This is a genomic window from Mycolicibacterium peregrinum (assembly GCF_001665625.1).
GTDB lineage: Bacteria > Actinomycetota > Actinomycetes > Mycobacteriales > Mycobacteriaceae > Mycobacterium > Mycobacterium peregrinum_B.
In genome coordinates this window covers 58,496-71,754 of the sequence record NZ_LZSY01000088.1, presented here as the reverse complement: position 1 = coordinate 71,754, position 13,259 = coordinate 58,496, and the positions used below count along the sequence as shown (strand labels likewise).

18 protein-coding genes are annotated in these 13,259 nt (G+C 66.2%); 6 read left to right on the top strand and 12 right to left on the bottom strand.

The genetic code is table 11. The features are described from left to right. Window positions 1-6: 6 nt before the first annotated feature. The 8 genes from A5779_RS34020 to A5779_RS12670 form a co-directional block, all read right to left on the bottom strand. Entirely contained in the window at window positions 7-165 is a 159-nt protein-coding gene (locus tag A5779_RS34020; RefSeq protein WP_165609776.1) for a hypothetical protein, read from the bottom strand. An 80-nt stretch (window positions 166-245) separates the two neighbouring features. Further along, window positions 246-1,220: a c-type cytochrome biogenesis protein CcsB gene (ccsB, locus tag A5779_RS12700; protein WP_064882320.1), complete on the bottom strand. Its 975-nt coding sequence runs from the start codon at window positions 1,218-1,220 to the stop codon at window positions 246-248. Beyond that, window positions 1,217-2,851 carry a cytochrome c biogenesis protein ResB gene (gene resB, locus A5779_RS12695; RefSeq protein ID WP_207549071.1) on the bottom strand — a complete coding sequence of 545 codons (1,635 nt, stop codon included), beginning with the start codon at window positions 2,849-2,851 and terminating at the stop codon, window positions 1,217-1,219. The genes ccsB and resB overlap by 4 nt, the downstream gene beginning before the upstream one ends. Then, window positions 2,851-3,642: a cytochrome c biogenesis CcdA family protein gene (locus A5779_RS12690; protein ID WP_064882317.1), complete on the bottom strand. Its 792-nt coding sequence runs from the start codon at window positions 3,640-3,642 to the stop codon at window positions 2,851-2,853. Before A5779_RS12690 ends, resB begins: the two co-directional genes overlap by 1 nt. Beyond that, the gene (locus tag A5779_RS12685) at window positions 3,639-4,244 is read right to left on the bottom strand and encodes a TlpA family protein disulfide reductase (protein ID WP_064882314.1); all 606 of its coding nucleotides are present in this window, start codon (window positions 4,242-4,244) and stop codon (window positions 3,639-3,641) included. Before A5779_RS12685 ends, A5779_RS12690 begins: the two co-directional genes overlap by 4 nt. Continuing rightward, on the bottom strand, window positions 4,245-4,832 hold the full coding sequence (locus tag A5779_RS12680) for a histidine phosphatase family protein (RefSeq protein ID WP_064882312.1): 588 nt from the start codon (window positions 4,830-4,832) through the stop codon (window positions 4,245-4,247). Window positions 4,833-4,870: 38 nt separating this feature from the next. Beyond that, window positions 4,871-6,181: a glutamate-1-semialdehyde 2,1-aminomutase gene (gene hemL, locus A5779_RS12675; protein ID WP_064882310.1), complete on the bottom strand. Its 1,311-nt coding sequence runs from the start codon at window positions 6,179-6,181 to the stop codon at window positions 4,871-4,873. A gap of 57 nt (window positions 6,182-6,238) precedes the next feature. Beyond that, window positions 6,239-6,625, bottom strand: coding sequence for a nitroreductase/quinone reductase family protein (locus tag A5779_RS12670; protein WP_064882308.1), 387 nt, complete (start codon window positions 6,623-6,625; stop codon window positions 6,239-6,241). A 45-nt stretch (window positions 6,626-6,670) separates the two neighbouring features. Between A5779_RS12670 and A5779_RS12665 the strand changes: the two genes are divergently transcribed. The 6 genes from A5779_RS12665 to A5779_RS12645 all read left to right on the top strand — a co-directional run bounded on the left by A5779_RS12665 (window position 6,671) and on the right by A5779_RS12645 (window position 10,913). Next, window positions 6,671-7,057 (top strand): nitroreductase family deazaflavin-dependent oxidoreductase, encoded by a 387-nt coding sequence (locus tag A5779_RS12665; protein WP_064882306.1) that lies wholly within the window; start codon window positions 6,671-6,673, stop codon window positions 7,055-7,057. A gap of 93 nt (window positions 7,058-7,150) precedes the next feature. Next, complete coding sequence (locus A5779_RS12660; RefSeq protein WP_064882344.1) at window positions 7,151-7,531, top strand: nitroreductase family deazaflavin-dependent oxidoreductase; 381 nt, start codon at window positions 7,151-7,153, stop codon at window positions 7,529-7,531. A gap of 362 nt (window positions 7,532-7,893) precedes the next feature. After that, window positions 7,894-8,859, top strand: a complete 966-nt coding sequence (locus A5779_RS12655) for an acyl-ACP desaturase (protein WP_064882304.1) — start codon at window positions 7,894-7,896, stop codon at window positions 8,857-8,859. A gap of 136 nt (window positions 8,860-8,995) precedes the next feature. Continuing rightward, window positions 8,996-9,766 carry a methanethiol S-methyltransferase gene (gene mddA, locus A5779_RS12650; RefSeq protein WP_064882302.1) on the top strand — a complete coding sequence of 257 codons (771 nt, stop codon included), beginning with the start codon at window positions 8,996-8,998 and terminating at the stop codon, window positions 9,764-9,766. Window positions 9,767-9,869: 103 nt separating this feature from the next. Then, window positions 9,870-10,004, top strand: coding sequence for a hypothetical protein (locus A5779_RS34795; RefSeq protein ID WP_269085843.1), 135 nt, complete (start codon window positions 9,870-9,872; stop codon window positions 10,002-10,004). 237 nt (window positions 10,005-10,241) lie between these two features. Next, window positions 10,242-10,913, top strand: a complete 672-nt coding sequence (locus A5779_RS12645) for a hypothetical protein (RefSeq protein WP_064882300.1) — start codon at window positions 10,242-10,244, stop codon at window positions 10,911-10,913. On the opposite strand, the gene A5779_RS12640 is transcribed toward A5779_RS12645, so the two are convergent. From A5779_RS12640 to A5779_RS12625, 4 genes are all read right to left on the bottom strand, one after another. Then, window positions 10,870-11,313, bottom strand: a complete 444-nt coding sequence (locus tag A5779_RS12640) for a pyridoxamine 5'-phosphate oxidase family protein (protein ID WP_064882342.1) — start codon at window positions 11,311-11,313, stop codon at window positions 10,870-10,872. The two genes, A5779_RS12645 and A5779_RS12640, sit on opposite strands and share 44 nt — an antisense overlap. A gap of 92 nt (window positions 11,314-11,405) precedes the next feature. After that, entirely contained in the window at window positions 11,406-11,600 is a 195-nt protein-coding gene (locus tag A5779_RS12635) for a hypothetical protein (RefSeq protein WP_064882298.1), read from the bottom strand. Between the two features lie 62 nt (window positions 11,601-11,662). Continuing rightward, window positions 11,663-12,310: a TetR/AcrR family transcriptional regulator gene (locus tag A5779_RS12630; RefSeq protein ID WP_082941666.1), complete on the bottom strand. Its 648-nt coding sequence runs from the start codon at window positions 12,308-12,310 to the stop codon at window positions 11,663-11,665. Beyond that, window positions 12,297-13,151 carry an oxygenase MpaB family protein gene (locus A5779_RS12625; protein ID WP_064882294.1) on the bottom strand — a complete coding sequence of 285 codons (855 nt, stop codon included), beginning with the start codon at window positions 13,149-13,151 and terminating at the stop codon, window positions 12,297-12,299. The genes A5779_RS12630 and A5779_RS12625 overlap by 14 nt, the downstream gene beginning before the upstream one ends. Window positions 13,152-13,259: the final 108 nt, after the last annotated feature.

Sequence of the window (13,259 nt, the reverse complement as noted above, 5' to 3'; positions counted from 1 at the left end):
ACAGTCCTACTGGCTGCCCATCCACGTGTCCGTGGTGAGCCTCGGCTCCGGGGTGTCCGGATCGACCGAAGCAGGCTCGTCTGCCGGCGCATCTGTCGATGGTTCGCTGATGTCCTGCGGTGCGGGATCCTGCGCTTCGGACGGCTCCGACACTGACTCAGACACTGGCTCGGACACTGGCTCAGACACGAATTCCCCTCTTTTCCACACGCTTCCGCACGGTCATCTCACCAACCGGACGGTGCCTAGCCAACCCCCGCATACGAATGCAGACCCACGGTCACCAGGTTGATGAAGAACAGGTTGAACACCATCGCGACGAAACCCACCACGTTGATCCAGGCCGACTTGCGGTCCCGCCAACCCGCGGTCGAGCGCGCATGCAGATAGGCCGCGTACACCACCCAGGCGATGAACGACACCGTCTCCTTGGGATCCCAACCCCAGTACCGGCCCCAGGCCTCCTCGGCCCAGATCGCACCGAAGATCACCCCGAAACCGAAGATCGGGAACGCGAAGATCGTGGTGCGGTAGGCAATACGGTCCAGGGTCTGCGCGTCGGGCAGCCGATCGATGATCCGCGCGACGGCGCCTTCCCGCCCGGGCTCGCCCAGCGGCGACATCTTCAGCAGGAACAGGATGCTGGCCACACCGGCGACCAGGAACACCCCGGAGCCGAGGCTCACCACGGACACGTGGATGGGCAGCCAGTAGGACTGCAGCGCAGGCATCACGGGCGCGGCGTTGGAGTACAGCCAGCGACCCGACACCGTCAGCAGGATCAGCACCGGAACCAGAACGAACACCCACAGCACGCGGTACTGCGGCTTGCGCAGCACGACCGCGGCGGCGATCAGGCCGCAGAAGCTGGTCAGGTTGATGAACTCGTACATGTTGCCCCACGGCACCCGCGACGTGGCCAGGCCGCGCAACACGATGCAGACGAACAACATGCCGATGCCGACGTAGGTGAGCGCCAGCCCGGTCTTGCCGACCCGCTCGTCGAACGGGCGCCGGGGTTCCTCGGCGACGACGCCGGGAGTGACACTGTCGGCACCGACGGTCGCGCCGACCAGTTCACGGGTTTCGACTTTGCGGCCGCGACTGTAGGCAAGTTCGACGGCGAGCAGGATCAGCGCCCCGACCAGGACCACGACCGACGACGTGAACGCCCAGTCGGAGTACCTGGCAAGCCCGATATCGATGTGCTCGGTATTCACTGCTCCGCCTTCTCTCCTGCCGCCGGCTGCTCGTAGCCCTCCAACAACCGCTCCGTCAGCTTCTCGAACTCATCGCCCCAGCCGGAGTTGTCGGTACGGGCCAGCCCGCCCAGCTCGACGTTCACCGTACCTGCTGGAGCAGCTTGGATCCGAACCCAGATACGGCGTCGACGCACCACCAACGACACCAGCAACCCGGCCATCATGGACATCGCGAACACCAGCACCCACACCTGGGCCGGGTCGTGTGAGACCTGCAGATTGACGAACGGGACCGCACCGTCGAAGCGGACCTTGGTGCCGTCATCGAGCCGGGTGTCCTGGCCTTGCACCAGGTTGACGCGGGCCGCCTTGGTCAGCTGCTTGCGATCGATCAACCGGGGGTCGAGGGAGAACAACGACTGCGGCCGCCCGGTGTCGAGGCCGGTGTCGCCACGATAGATGTCGATGGCCACCGCCGGATCGTTGAGCGCGGGGTAACTCGACGAGAGCAGCGTGCCCTCGAGTTGCTTGGTGGGCGCGAACAGTCCCTGGATCGCGATCTGGTGTTTGCGCCGTTCCTCGGCGTCGGGATACGTACCGGCGGGCGGGTCGATGCGCACGACGCCCGAGGACAGCAGGGTTGTCTGTTCTTCGGGGCGCCACTGGATGGTCTGGCTGCGTTGCTGCCCGTCGGGGAACGTCACGGTGAACGACGGCGCATACCCGTGGCCCTGCAGATACACCCGGTCGCCGCCGATACGCAGCGGATGGTTGACCTCAAGACGGTAGGGCCGCCAGGTGTTCGCGGCCAGATCATCGCCGGACTGGTAGTCGATGTCGGCGGCGAACGACAACGCCTGCCCGGTGGGCAGATAGTCGGCGTCGAAGCTGTTGACCCGCAGGCAGACCGGGCTCAGTGACGTGCCGTCGACCGTGTTGCCCGCCCGGAATGAGTCGAAGGCAGCCGGCGAGGCGGTGCAGAATCCAGGCCCGCTGTCGGCGATCACGATGACGTTGCCCTCGTAGCCGAACAGCTTCCCCGCGGCGACGGCCGCCAGCAGACCCAGCAGCGAGAAGTGGAAGACGATGTTGCCGAACTCGCGCAGGTAGCCCTTCTCGGCCGATATCTCGGTGGAGCCGTCCTGCTTGCGGGTGACGGTGCGCCAGCCCTTGAGCCGCCGCGTCACCGTTGTGGCGATCTCGTCGGCGTCGCCCGTCACCTGCTCGGCCTGGTGTTTGGGGAGCCGGCCCAGGTTGCGCGGCGCAGGCACGGGTACCGCACGCAGGCTCCGGAAATGCTCGATCATCCGCGGTGTCAGGCAACCCACCAAGGAGATGAACAGCAACACGTAGATCGAGGTGAACCAGAAGCTGGAGAACACATCGAAGGCCTGCACCCGGTCCAACCACGGTCCCAGGGTGGGATGGGCTGCCAGGTATTCGTCGACCTTGGATTCGTTGAGGCTGCGTTGCGGTAACAGCGCACCCGGGATCGCCCCGAGGGCCAGCAGGAACAGCAGCACCAGCGCCGTGCCCATCGACGTCAGGGTGCGCCAGGTGTTCCGAACCAGCGCGAGCAGACGCGAAAACACCCCGGGCCGCCGAGTCTCGGGTACCTGCGGGTCTGTTCGCGAGTCGGAAGTAACCATCAGATCGGCAGCCTCACATCACTGACGAAGGCGTCGCGCACCCACGATACGAATTCGTTCCACAGGCCGGTCACCAAGGCCGTGCCCACCAGGATCAGCAGCACGCCGCCGAAGATCTGGATGGTGCGGGTGTGCCGGCGCAGCCAGCCCAAGCCCGTCACCGCCCGCGCCGAACCCAGGGCCAGCAGTACGAACGGGATACCCAGTCCCAGGCAGTACGCCAGCACCAGCACCACCCCGCGCGCCACGGTCGCGCCGTCGGTGGCCGAGGCCACTGCGATCACACCGGTCAGCGTCGGGCCCAGGCACGGGGTCCAGCCCAGCGCGAACACCGCGCCCAAAAGCGGTGCGCCGGCCATCGTGGACCACTGCCGCGGGGCGAACCGGGCCTGACGCTGCAGCGCCGGGACGAAGCCGACGAACACCAGGCCCATCAGGATCGTGACGACACCGCCGATGCGTTGCAGCAGAACCTGATTGGCGATCAGCGTGGTGGTCATCCCCAGGACGGCCACGGCGCCGAGCAGGAACACCACGGTGAAGCCCGCGACGAACAACGCGGCCGCGCCGGCCACCCGCAGTCGCGCGGTCCTGGTGGCCTGCCGGGTAGCCCCGGCCTCGGTCGCCACCGGACCCTCCTGCACCCCGACCACCGCGGCCAGATACGAGAGATAGCCGGGCACCAGCGGCACCACGCACGGCGAAGCGAACGACACCAATCCGGCCAGCACGCTGATCCCGAGCGCCAGCAGCACCGGCCCGGCGGCGGCGATCTCGGCGAATCCCGTCATGGCTGCTGTCCTTCGGCAGCCAACCGCTCGACGACCGGTCGCAGATCGTCGGCCAGCAGTTCACGCAGGAATACCGCCGCCACGCGGTGCTGACGGTCCAGCACGACCGTCGACGGGATCACCGTGGTCGGGTACTTGCCGCCAAAGGCGAGCATGGTGCGCATCGCCGGGTCGTAGATGGACGGGAAGGTGACCTTGCGGTCGGTGACGAAATCGACTGCGGCGTCTCGATTGTTGTCCCGTACGTCGATGCCCAGGAACTGAACGCCGAGGTGGCGCGTCTCCTCATATACCTGCTGCAACTGGCCGATCTCGGCCCGGCAGGGCCCACACCACTGGCCCCACACGTTGATCACCACGACCTTGCCGGCGAAGTCGTCCAGCGAGAGGGTCCGGCTCGGGTCGGTCAGTTCCGGACCGCTCAATTTTCCTGGGGTGCCCCGCTTTTCGGGCGGGTCGTAGTAGATGTCGGTCTTGCCACCCGGTGCGACGAACTCGAACGTGCCGCCCTGGGCCACCGCGTCGTCACCCGTCGAGCAGCCGGTGAGCACCACCAGCCCCGCCAGCACCGCCGCACTCACCCGGGCGACCAACGACCTCATTCAGATTCCCCAGGGCTCCGTGTAGCCCCATCGGATCAGTTTGTCGTCATCGAAGGTGAACGACGTGATCGAGGACAGATCGCACAGCCGGCTGTGCGGCAACGGCAGATGCGCCAGCTTGCGACCGGTCATCGCCCGGCGCAGCGTCTCCACCGGGAGCTGATGGCTGACACAGACCGCCTCGTGCCCGGCCGCCTTCTCGCGGGCCCGGTGCATGGCCGCCATCATCCGCGGCGCGATCTCGGCATAGGGCTCGCCCCAGGACGGTTTGGCCGGGTTACGCAACTTCGGCCAGTTCCTCGGGTCGCGCAGCGCGCCGTCGCCCGGGGCCACCCGCTCCCCCTCGAACATGTTCCACGACTCGATGAGCTCGTCGTCGGTGTCGATCGCCAGGCCGTGACTCTCGGCGATCGGCGCGGCCGTCTCCTGCGCCCGCTCCAGCGGGGAGGCCACGACGTAGACGATGTCCTTGCCGGCCAACCAGTCCGCGGCAGCCCGGGCCTGGGCCTGCCCACGCTCGGACAGGTGGTAGCCAGGCAGCCGGCCGTAGAGCACCTTTTCGGGGTTGAACACCTCGCCGTGCCGCATCACGTGCACTGTGGTTCGTACCGGCACAGCTCGGTTCGTCACGGGCGGGCCTCCGCGGCGGCACGGGCCGCGCCGGGCAGCGCGTCTGCGATGCGCTCGAACGCCTCGTCATCCAAAACGCTTGACACGAACCAGGTTTCGAATGCGCTACAGGGCGGGTACACCCCAGCCTCCAACAGTGCGTGGAAGAACGGTGGGAAACGCCAGGTTTCGGTCGCCTTGGCCGCGGCGAAGTCGTCGACCGGCTCGTCGGTGAAGAACACGCTGAGCATGTTGCCCGCGCGCTGCACGCGATGGACCACACCGGCATCGGTGAGAGCCCCGGTGAGCAGGCCGGCCAACCGGTCGGCATTGGCGTCCACCCGGGCGTAAGCGGCGTCGTCGGCGTGGCGCAACGTGGCCAGGCCCGCAGCCATCGCAACCGGGTTACCGGACAGGGTTCCGGCCTGGTAGACGGGCCCCAGCGGGGCCAGCCTGCCCATCACCTCGGCGCTGCCGCCGAACGCCGCGGCAGGCAGGCCGCCGCTCATCACCTTCCCGAACGTGAACAGGTCGGCGTCGACGGGATCGAGTCCGTACCAACCGGCGCGGCTCACCCGGAAACCCGTCATCACCTCGTCCAGGATCAGCAGCGCGCCGTGCGCCGCGGTGATCCGGCGCAGCGCGGCGTTGAACCCGGGCAGCGGCGGCACCGTGCCCATGTTGCCGGGGCTGGCTTCGGTGATGACACAAGCGATCTCGTCGCCGAACCGGCCGAAGACCTCTTCGAGCGCGGCAACGTTGTTGTACGGCAGCACGATGGTGTCGGCGGCGGCCGCACCGGTGACACCTGGCGAGGACGGCAGGCCCAGAGTGGCGACGCCCGAACCGGCGTCGGCCAGCAGCGCGTCGCTGTGCCCGTGATAGCAGCCCGAGAACTTGATGATCTTGGCGCGGCCGGTGTAACCGCGGGCCAGCCGGATCGCGCTCATGGTGGCCTCGGTGCCCGAGTTGACCAGCCGCAGCCGCTCGACCGGGGCGACCCGGTCGATGATCTCAGCGGCCAGTTCGGTCTCCGACGGGGTCGGGGCGCCGAAGCTCAGCCCGTCGACCGCCACCTTCTGCACGGCCTCCACGACCGCCGGGTGGGCGTGGCCGAGCAGCGCCGGGCCCCACGAACAGACCAGGTCGACGTACCGATTGTCATCGGCATCGGTCAGCCAGTAGCCCTTGGCCGAGGTGATGAACCGCGGGGTGCCGCCGACCGAGTTGAAGGCCCGGACCGGGGAGTTCACTCCCCCAGGGATCACCGCGCAGGCATCGGCGAACAGCTGGGCCGATCGCTGGATGTGCGGTTCGTCAACACGCATGACCACCAGTGTCCCAGCCGGTGCAAATCGGTCAACTACAGGGTGTAGTGGACGCGGTCACCCCGCCGGCGTCAGCGCGAACACCGGGTGATCGGCGTCGTCGGGCAGATCGCGGAAGTAACCCTCCACCACCTTCCCCGCCAGCGGGCGATAGGCGGCGATCACCGGCGCCCGCTGCGGCACCGGAACCTCGGTCGCGAGGTACTCCGCGGATCCGAGCCGCACCTTGGGATCGGCCCGCACGTTGCGCACCCAGTCCGACTCCCCGCGGGTCGACACCAGGTACCTGACCCCGTCGACGACCGGGACGACCACCGGAATCTGCTGCGGCTGCTTGTTGGTCCGCCGGGTCACGGTGAGCGTCTCGCTGTGCCCCACGCCGGTCGCCATGGCGACTCGGTTGAACACCTTCCGGACGAACCACGGCGGTTTGAGATAGGCCATGGGTTCAGTCTCGGCTCATTCGACCCGGCGCGGCAAGATGATCTGATGGTGCGATTCTCAGACCGCCGCGCTCGGTTCAATCGACGCGTCACCAACCGGATCTTCCGGCCCGTATCGGGCTACCTGCCGATCTGGTCGATCATCGAGCACACCGGGCGACGCAGCGGCACCGTCTACCGCACACCGGTCACGGTGTTCAGCACCGACGATGGGGTGGCGGTGCTCCTGCCCTATGGGCGACAACGGGATTGGGTGAAAAACCTGCAGCACGCGGGCGGCGGCCGAGTGAAATTCCAAGGACGCACCTTCCCCGTCGATCAGCCCCGAATCGTGCCGACCACCGAGGCGCTGCCACATCTGCGGGCGCCGTGGCGCCAACTGATGGCACGCGCGGGTGTCGAGCACACGCTGCTGCTCAGCCGCGCCGGCTGAGAGCCGAGGCCGCCCAGAAGGACGCGGACGCAACCGACCGAAATCCGACCACAGTAGGTTGTGACCACCGTCACGGCCAAGATTCAATGGGCCATGCAACTCCCACAATGGCTGGCGCGGCTCAACCGGTACGTCACCAACCCCATCCAGAAGCTCTGGGCCGGATGGGCTCCCCTTTACGGCATCCTCGAACACGTCGGCCGCAAGTCCGGCACCCGCTACCGCACCCCGCTGTCGGTGTTCCCCGCCGACGGGGGCGTCGCGATCCTGCTGACCTACGGCCCCAATCGCGACTGGCTCAAGAACATCACCGCAGCCGGCGGCGCGCAGATGCGCCGGCACGGCAAGACCATCCAACTCACCGATCCGCGGGTGGTGACCAAAGCCGAGGCCGCCGAGCATGTGAAGGGCCGGGTGCGGCGGGTCTTCGAACGCGTGCCGGTCGAACAGGCCGTGCTGCTGCGCCGGATCTGATGCGGTTCGCCGCGTCGGCAAAAGCAAACAGTGGGAGAACTCACTCTCGTCCACGAACCACCACCGTCGAGACGGGTCGAACCCGAAGTTGGCTGCTCGATTGCCGATGTAGCTCGCCGTCCCCGGTGAGCTACAAGTTGTGGCATCGGCTCCGCCAGCTAAGGTATCGGAGTCCCGCCATCGAAATGGGGGAGCCGGTGCAACGGGCGGGACAGCCTGTCGATGTCCAGCCTGTACCCGATACGGGTGCATTCACGCGTCGCTGGGATCGACCGAGATCGACGCTCGGCAACACTGCCGGCCCGATTGCGCGACGAGCAACATTCGTACCTGCGCGACGAGGCCAAAACTGGAGGGACTCTGTGCAGAGACATTTGACCGACGACGAGATCCTCAAGGAACTTGAGCCGGTTGCCGAAGAAGGCCTCAATCACCATCTGAAGGTCGCCAAGGAGTGGCATCCGCACGACTACGTTCCGTGGGACCTCGGCCGCAACTTCGCGGCGCTGGGCGGTGAAGACTGGGCACCGGAGCAGTCGGGCCTGTCCGAAGTCGCCAAGGTCGCGATGATCACCAATCTGCTCACCGAGGACAACCTGCCGTCCTACCACCGCGGCGCGGCGAATCACTTCTCACTCGACCGGGCCTGGGGTCATTGGGTCAACCAGTGGACCGCCGAAGAGAACCGCCACGGCATCGTCATCCGCGACTACCTCGTCGTCACCCGTGGAGTGGACCCCGTCGCCCTGGAGCGCATGCGCATGGAACACATGCGCAACGGCTACGACCCCGACGAGGAAGAACGCGAGATTCACGAACCTGGCCCGCTGATGATCGCGGCTTATGCCACCCTGCAGGAACTCGCGACCCGCGTCAGCCACCGCAACACCGGCAAGATTTGCGACGACCCTCTGGCCGAGTCGATGCTGCAGCGCGTCGCGACCGACGAGAACCTGCACATGGTGTTCTACCGCAACGTGTTCTCCGCCGGTTTCGACCTCTCACCCGACCAGGCGATGGAGGCGGTGTGCGCCATCATCGAAGGGTTCCGGATGCCCGGGCGGGGAATGCCCAACTGGCGCCGCAACAGCGTGATCATGGCCAAGCACGGCATCTATGACCTGCGCCAACACCTCGAAGAGGTGGTGATGCCCAACGTCAAGAAATGGCGGATCTTCGAGCGCAACGACGTGAGCGCAGTCGGCGAGAAGCGCCGCGAGCAACTCGCCACCTACCTAGAGGATCTGCAGAAGCAGGTCCTCAGGTTCGAGGAGCAGCGCGACCGCATGCTGGCGCGCGAGGCCGCCAAGGCGGAGCGTTCCGCCTAGACAGACCGGCGAGAGTAGGCGCGGACACTGCCGTAAACCCCTGTTCACCTGGGGATACAAGGTCTACCGTGAATAGGCCACTACTGCGGTAGGCAGCAGGGCGCGGCATCTGTCCCATCGGTGGCAGGAGGTCACCATGAAGCGCCTACTCATCATCGGCTACGGCATCGCGAGCTATCTCCTCTTCGTGGTGTCGTTCCTCTACGCGATCGGGTTCATCGGCAATTTCGTGGTGCCGCGCACGGTCGATTCCGGCATCGCCGCCCCCACCGCCGAGGCCGTACTCGTCAACCTGTTGCTGCTGTCGGTGTTCGCCATCCAGCACAGCGTGATGGCCCGTCCATGGTTCAAGGACCGATGGACGCGGATCGTCCCGCAAGTCATCGAACGCAGCACGTACGTGTTGCTCTCCAGCCTGGCACTGCTCCTCTTGTACTGGCAGTGGCGCACCATGCCCGCGATCGTGTGGGACGTGGAATCCACTGCGGGCCGGGTGATTCTGTGGGCGCTGTTCTGGCTGGGCTGGGCCACGGTGTTCGCCTCGACGTTCATGATCAACCACTTCGACCTGTTCGGGTTACGGCAGGTGTGGCTGAACTGGCGCGGCCGGCCGTATCGCGAACTGGGGTTCCAGACGGTGATGTTCTACCGGGTGATCCGGCACCCGATCATGGCCGGGTTCATCATCGCGTTCTGGGCCATCCCGACGATGACCGCGGGCCATCTGTTGTTCGCGGCGGTCAGCACCGCCTACATCCTGGTGGCGATCCAACTCGAAGAGCGCGACCTGGTGGACAACCTGGGTGATCAGTACCGCGACTACCGGCACCGGGTGGCGATGTTGGCTCCCGGTCTGCACCTCGGCCGCGACGACCCCACCCCGAAGGTCAGGCACCGGCCCGCATAGCGGTGGCCCAATGGTGTCGACGGTCGAAAACCGCCGACTGGCTTTTAATTTTTTCTGATGTATGGTCGGGCTCAGTGATTGTTTGCGAGTAAAAGGAGCAACGATGGCTGATAAATCCCAAGGTCGCACGCCCAAAAAACCGGCGATGACCATCAAGGAACGGCGAGCAGCCAAACGTGACAAGGCCGCCGAGTCCGGGGAGATCGTTCCAAGAAGGAAGCGCCCCGACCGCGTTTAGCGGCCTGGAGTGCATTTTTTCACGGTTACATGCCGCCGGATCACCCGGGTGAACGGTTCCCACCCGGGTGGCACGGAAATTGATTCCCGTTGAATTGGCATATTGAATCAGGGCATTCGACGCTCCGATCCAATCCGATCCTTAATTTATTTATCGGGGCGGATCATTTGTGCAAAAAAATGGCGGACAGCAGCATGAAAATTTGCGACGGGACTGAGATCGGCGGGTGGAATTGCAGTGGCGGATCGAGAGGCCGCCGGCCCGCAGGTACTGATGCTCGGTTGGCTGACCGACCTCTCCGGCTCTGTCACCGCCTCGCTGAGGCGCGCCGCCATCGCGGTCAAACACGCACATCCGCCGTGTGCCCGGGTGCCGATCCGGACACCTTGGCACACCACCGGTTCGCCCGCACCGCTGCTGAGCGCAGCCGAAATCGACTCGATCGAGTCGGTGATCACCATTTTCGACGGGCGTTCGGTGCGATCCCGGTTCGGCGGGCGCCGAACCATCGCGTGGCACAGGCGATTACGCGCCTGTGAGAACGAAGCGTGCGAGTTGGCGACCGCGACCGCCCTCACGGTGGGGGCGCGTCGGGTCCTGTTGATCTGCGACGCCCGGCGGCTACCTCCTGGCCGCCGGGCGATCGCGCTGCGATGGACCCGTGGCCTGACGCACCGAATCGGCTATGAGTGCCTGGTCAACGGGTTGCCCGAACTCGCGGCCAGCTGTGCGGTGATCAACACCGACGACGATGTCCGCGAGGTCGCGGCAGCTGTCGTGTCGTGGCACACCGGCCATGACGCCGACCGGCAGCGGTGGCCATTGCATCCGGTCGCGCGAAATACGGGCACGCGAGATACCGGCGTCACGCCCGCCAGTTCAGCACCTCACCGGAACCCGCAGTCATGACCGTGCCCGGCATCACCCGCAGCCGGTAAGGAGTCAACCGTAGAGCCGCGAACTGGTCCGAGGTCGGCCCGTCGCTCCACTGCGGGATGATGTGCGGGTCATACCCCACCGGCGCCGGTCCGTTCGCGAAACGGTCCCACACCTGCGTGCAGGTCTCGTCGTCGGTGTACCACTCCACCAGGCAGTCCGCTGCACAGGTGTCGTGGTTGGTGGTCCAGTAGCTGACCGAGACGTGCGGATGCACTGCCAGGTGCGCGCGTTTAACCGGAGTGGGCACGGTGGCGACCCAACCGAACAGATCGGTGCCGTCCCACTCCCAGATCGGGTGCAGGATGCGGGTGCGGGGTTGACCGTCGGCGTCGACGGTGGCCACCGAGGCCCACACGATCTGATGGGCCATCGTCACGAAGGCAGGGGCGATCCGGTCCAGCAGGGTAACAGTCACATCGCCACAGTAGGCATGGCACAACCGGCGACGGCGCAGGTTGGTGGTTACTTCTTGCTTTCGGGCTGGCCGTAGATGGGGTTGCCGTCGTCATCGACCCAGTCGTTGACGGCGGTGCCGGACACCGTGCCGTGGCTGCCCGGCAGGGTGACGGTGGGGCGGGAGTCGTCATAGGAGCTCATGACGCGCTCGGCTTCCTTGCGGTTCTCTTCACTGATGGGCGGGGGCTTGTTGGTGGTCATCCGTACCGGCTGCCCGAAAATGTGAGCTACCAAACACTTCGGCGCCCCGACTTGGTCGCCGATCAGGCTGAAACGGTGCGCAGCGACACCGGCAGACTTGGCAGGAAATGGCGGGTGGCGAACGCCCGGATGTCCTCGGCCGTATCGAGCGGCTCGACGCTGGGCAGCAACAGGACCATCCCGGCGTAACGCAGGATGGTGTCGGCCAGGTCGTTGACCGCCTGCGCACCGATCCGGTCGGCGAACCCGGCCGGGAAGATCACCTTGAGCGCCGCGGCCATCCGTTCGATCGCCGCACCGTAGTGGGTGTGCAGCAGCTCCATGACCAGAGCCGGCTCATCGGCGATCAACTGGTTGAGCACATGGTGGCGCCGGAACCGCAGAATCGAGAGCGTGAACGCCTCGACATAATAATTCGATTGCGGCCCTGCATCTTTCAACTCGTTGGCGATGTCCGCGAACAGCGCGACGTTCTCCCGCTCGATCACCGCCGCCACCAATTCGTCACGATTGGCGAATCGGCGGTAGATCGTGGTGCGGCTGACCCCGGCCCGCCGCGCGACATCGTCGAGCGCGACCCGGCGCAGGCCGTGCCGCTCGAACTCGACGAGGGCCGCGTCCAGGATTGCCACCGTCGCGGGCGACGAATCAGGGCCCGTCGCGGGCGACGAATCGGCTCCCGTCGCGGGCGACGAATCAAACCTGGGCATAGCCCTTTTGCGCAAATTTGTTGTAGCGCACGCTCATCGGTAGATGGTCCCACACCCAGTTCACCGGGCGGGTCCGCCAGACGGCGGCGAACCGCTGATAATTGCGTTCCTGACGCTCGCTCCACGGCAGGTCGAGCAGGTCACGGGCGCGCGGCGGCAGGCCCCCCGCGGTCAGGAATGCCGCGACCGGGTCGAACACCGTGGCCACCACGCGCCACGCGGCCGGGTGCACCCCCTTCGGGCAGGGAAAGCCCTTGGTGACATAGCCGACGCCGTAGCGGGCAGATTTGTGCGGGACCGCCACCTCGTTCATCATCCGGTCCCAGTACTGCTCGAATTCGGCGTAGGTGGCCGGCATCGGCCGGTCGCTGACGCCGTAGCGGCGGTACCAGGTCTTGGACTCTAGATAGATCTGTTCCTTCTCGGCGTCGCTGAGCCGTTTGACGAAGGTGTCGGCGAAGTAGAGAACCTGCTCGACGAACGTCGCATGCGCCCAGAAGTACGTGTCGGGATCCAGTGCGTGGTAACGGGACCCGTCCGGCATATCGCCCTTGACGTGGTGGTGGAAGTCGCGGACCTGGGTGCCGGCGTTCTCATCCTCGGTGCCGTACACGGTGCGGAAGATCGGCGGGATGGTGCGCTTGAGCCGCTCGGCGGTGTCGGAGAAGAACGTCGAATGGTCGAGCACGCCCTGGCCCAGTTCGGCCAGCATGTTCTGCAGAACGGCCGGCCGGGGACCGATCAGGTACATCCGGTTGTCGCCGAAGTACTTCCAGACCAGTGATTGCGGCCCGAGAGGCAGGGCGTCGGTCTGCTGGGGCTGCTCGGCCAATTCCGTCATGGACACAGTGTTACAGATTGTGAACTTTGTACCAAGTGCTCTGTGATCGGGCTCACCGAACCGGGTGGGCGGCGTTATCGCGCTGTTGCCGGACCGTGTCATCTGCTG

Excerpts from the sequence above, each read along its gene's own strand:
- resB (WP_207549071.1), bottom strand. The coding sequence starts at position 2,851 with ATGGTTACTTCCGACTCGCGAACAGACCCGCAGGTACCCGAGACTCGG.
- A5779_RS12690 (WP_064882317.1), bottom strand. The coding sequence starts at position 3,642 with ATGACGGGATTCGCCGAGATCGCCGCCGCCGGGCCGGTGCTGCTGGCG.
- A5779_RS12685 (WP_064882314.1), bottom strand. The coding sequence starts at position 4,244 with ATGAGGTCGTTGGTCGCCCGGGTGAGTGCGGCGGTGCTGGCGGGGCTG.
- A5779_RS12680 (WP_064882312.1), bottom strand. The coding sequence starts at position 4,832 with ATGCGGCACGGCGAGGTGTTCAACCCCGAAAAGGTGCTCTACGGCCGG.
- hemL (WP_064882310.1), bottom strand. The coding sequence starts at position 6,181 with ATGCGTGTTGACGAACCGCACATCCAGCGATCGGCCCAGCTGTTCGCC.
- A5779_RS12670 (WP_064882308.1), bottom strand. The coding sequence starts at position 6,625 with ATGGCCTATCTCAAACCGCCGTGGTTCGTCCGGAAGGTGTTCAACCGA.
- A5779_RS12665 (WP_064882306.1), top strand. The coding sequence starts at position 6,671 with ATGGTGCGATTCTCAGACCGCCGCGCTCGGTTCAATCGACGCGTCACC.
- A5779_RS12660 (WP_064882344.1), top strand. The coding sequence starts at position 7,151 with ATGCAACTCCCACAATGGCTGGCGCGGCTCAACCGGTACGTCACCAAC.
- mddA (WP_064882302.1), top strand. The coding sequence starts at position 8,996 with ATGAAGCGCCTACTCATCATCGGCTACGGCATCGCGAGCTATCTCCTC.
- A5779_RS34795 (WP_269085843.1), top strand. The coding sequence starts at position 9,870 with ATGGCTGATAAATCCCAAGGTCGCACGCCCAAAAAACCGGCGATGACC.
- A5779_RS12640 (WP_064882342.1), bottom strand. The coding sequence starts at position 11,313 with ATGGCCCATCAGATCGTGTGGGCCTCGGTGGCCACCGTCGACGCCGAC.
- A5779_RS12635 (WP_064882298.1), bottom strand. The coding sequence starts at position 11,600 with ATGACCACCAACAAGCCCCCGCCCATCAGTGAAGAGAACCGCAAGGAA.
- A5779_RS12630 (WP_082941666.1), bottom strand. The coding sequence starts at position 12,310 with ATGCCCAGGTTTGATTCGTCGCCCGCGACGGGAGCCGATTCGTCGCCC.
- A5779_RS12625 (WP_064882294.1), bottom strand. The coding sequence starts at position 13,151 with ATGACGGAATTGGCCGAGCAGCCCCAGCAGACCGACGCCCTGCCTCTC.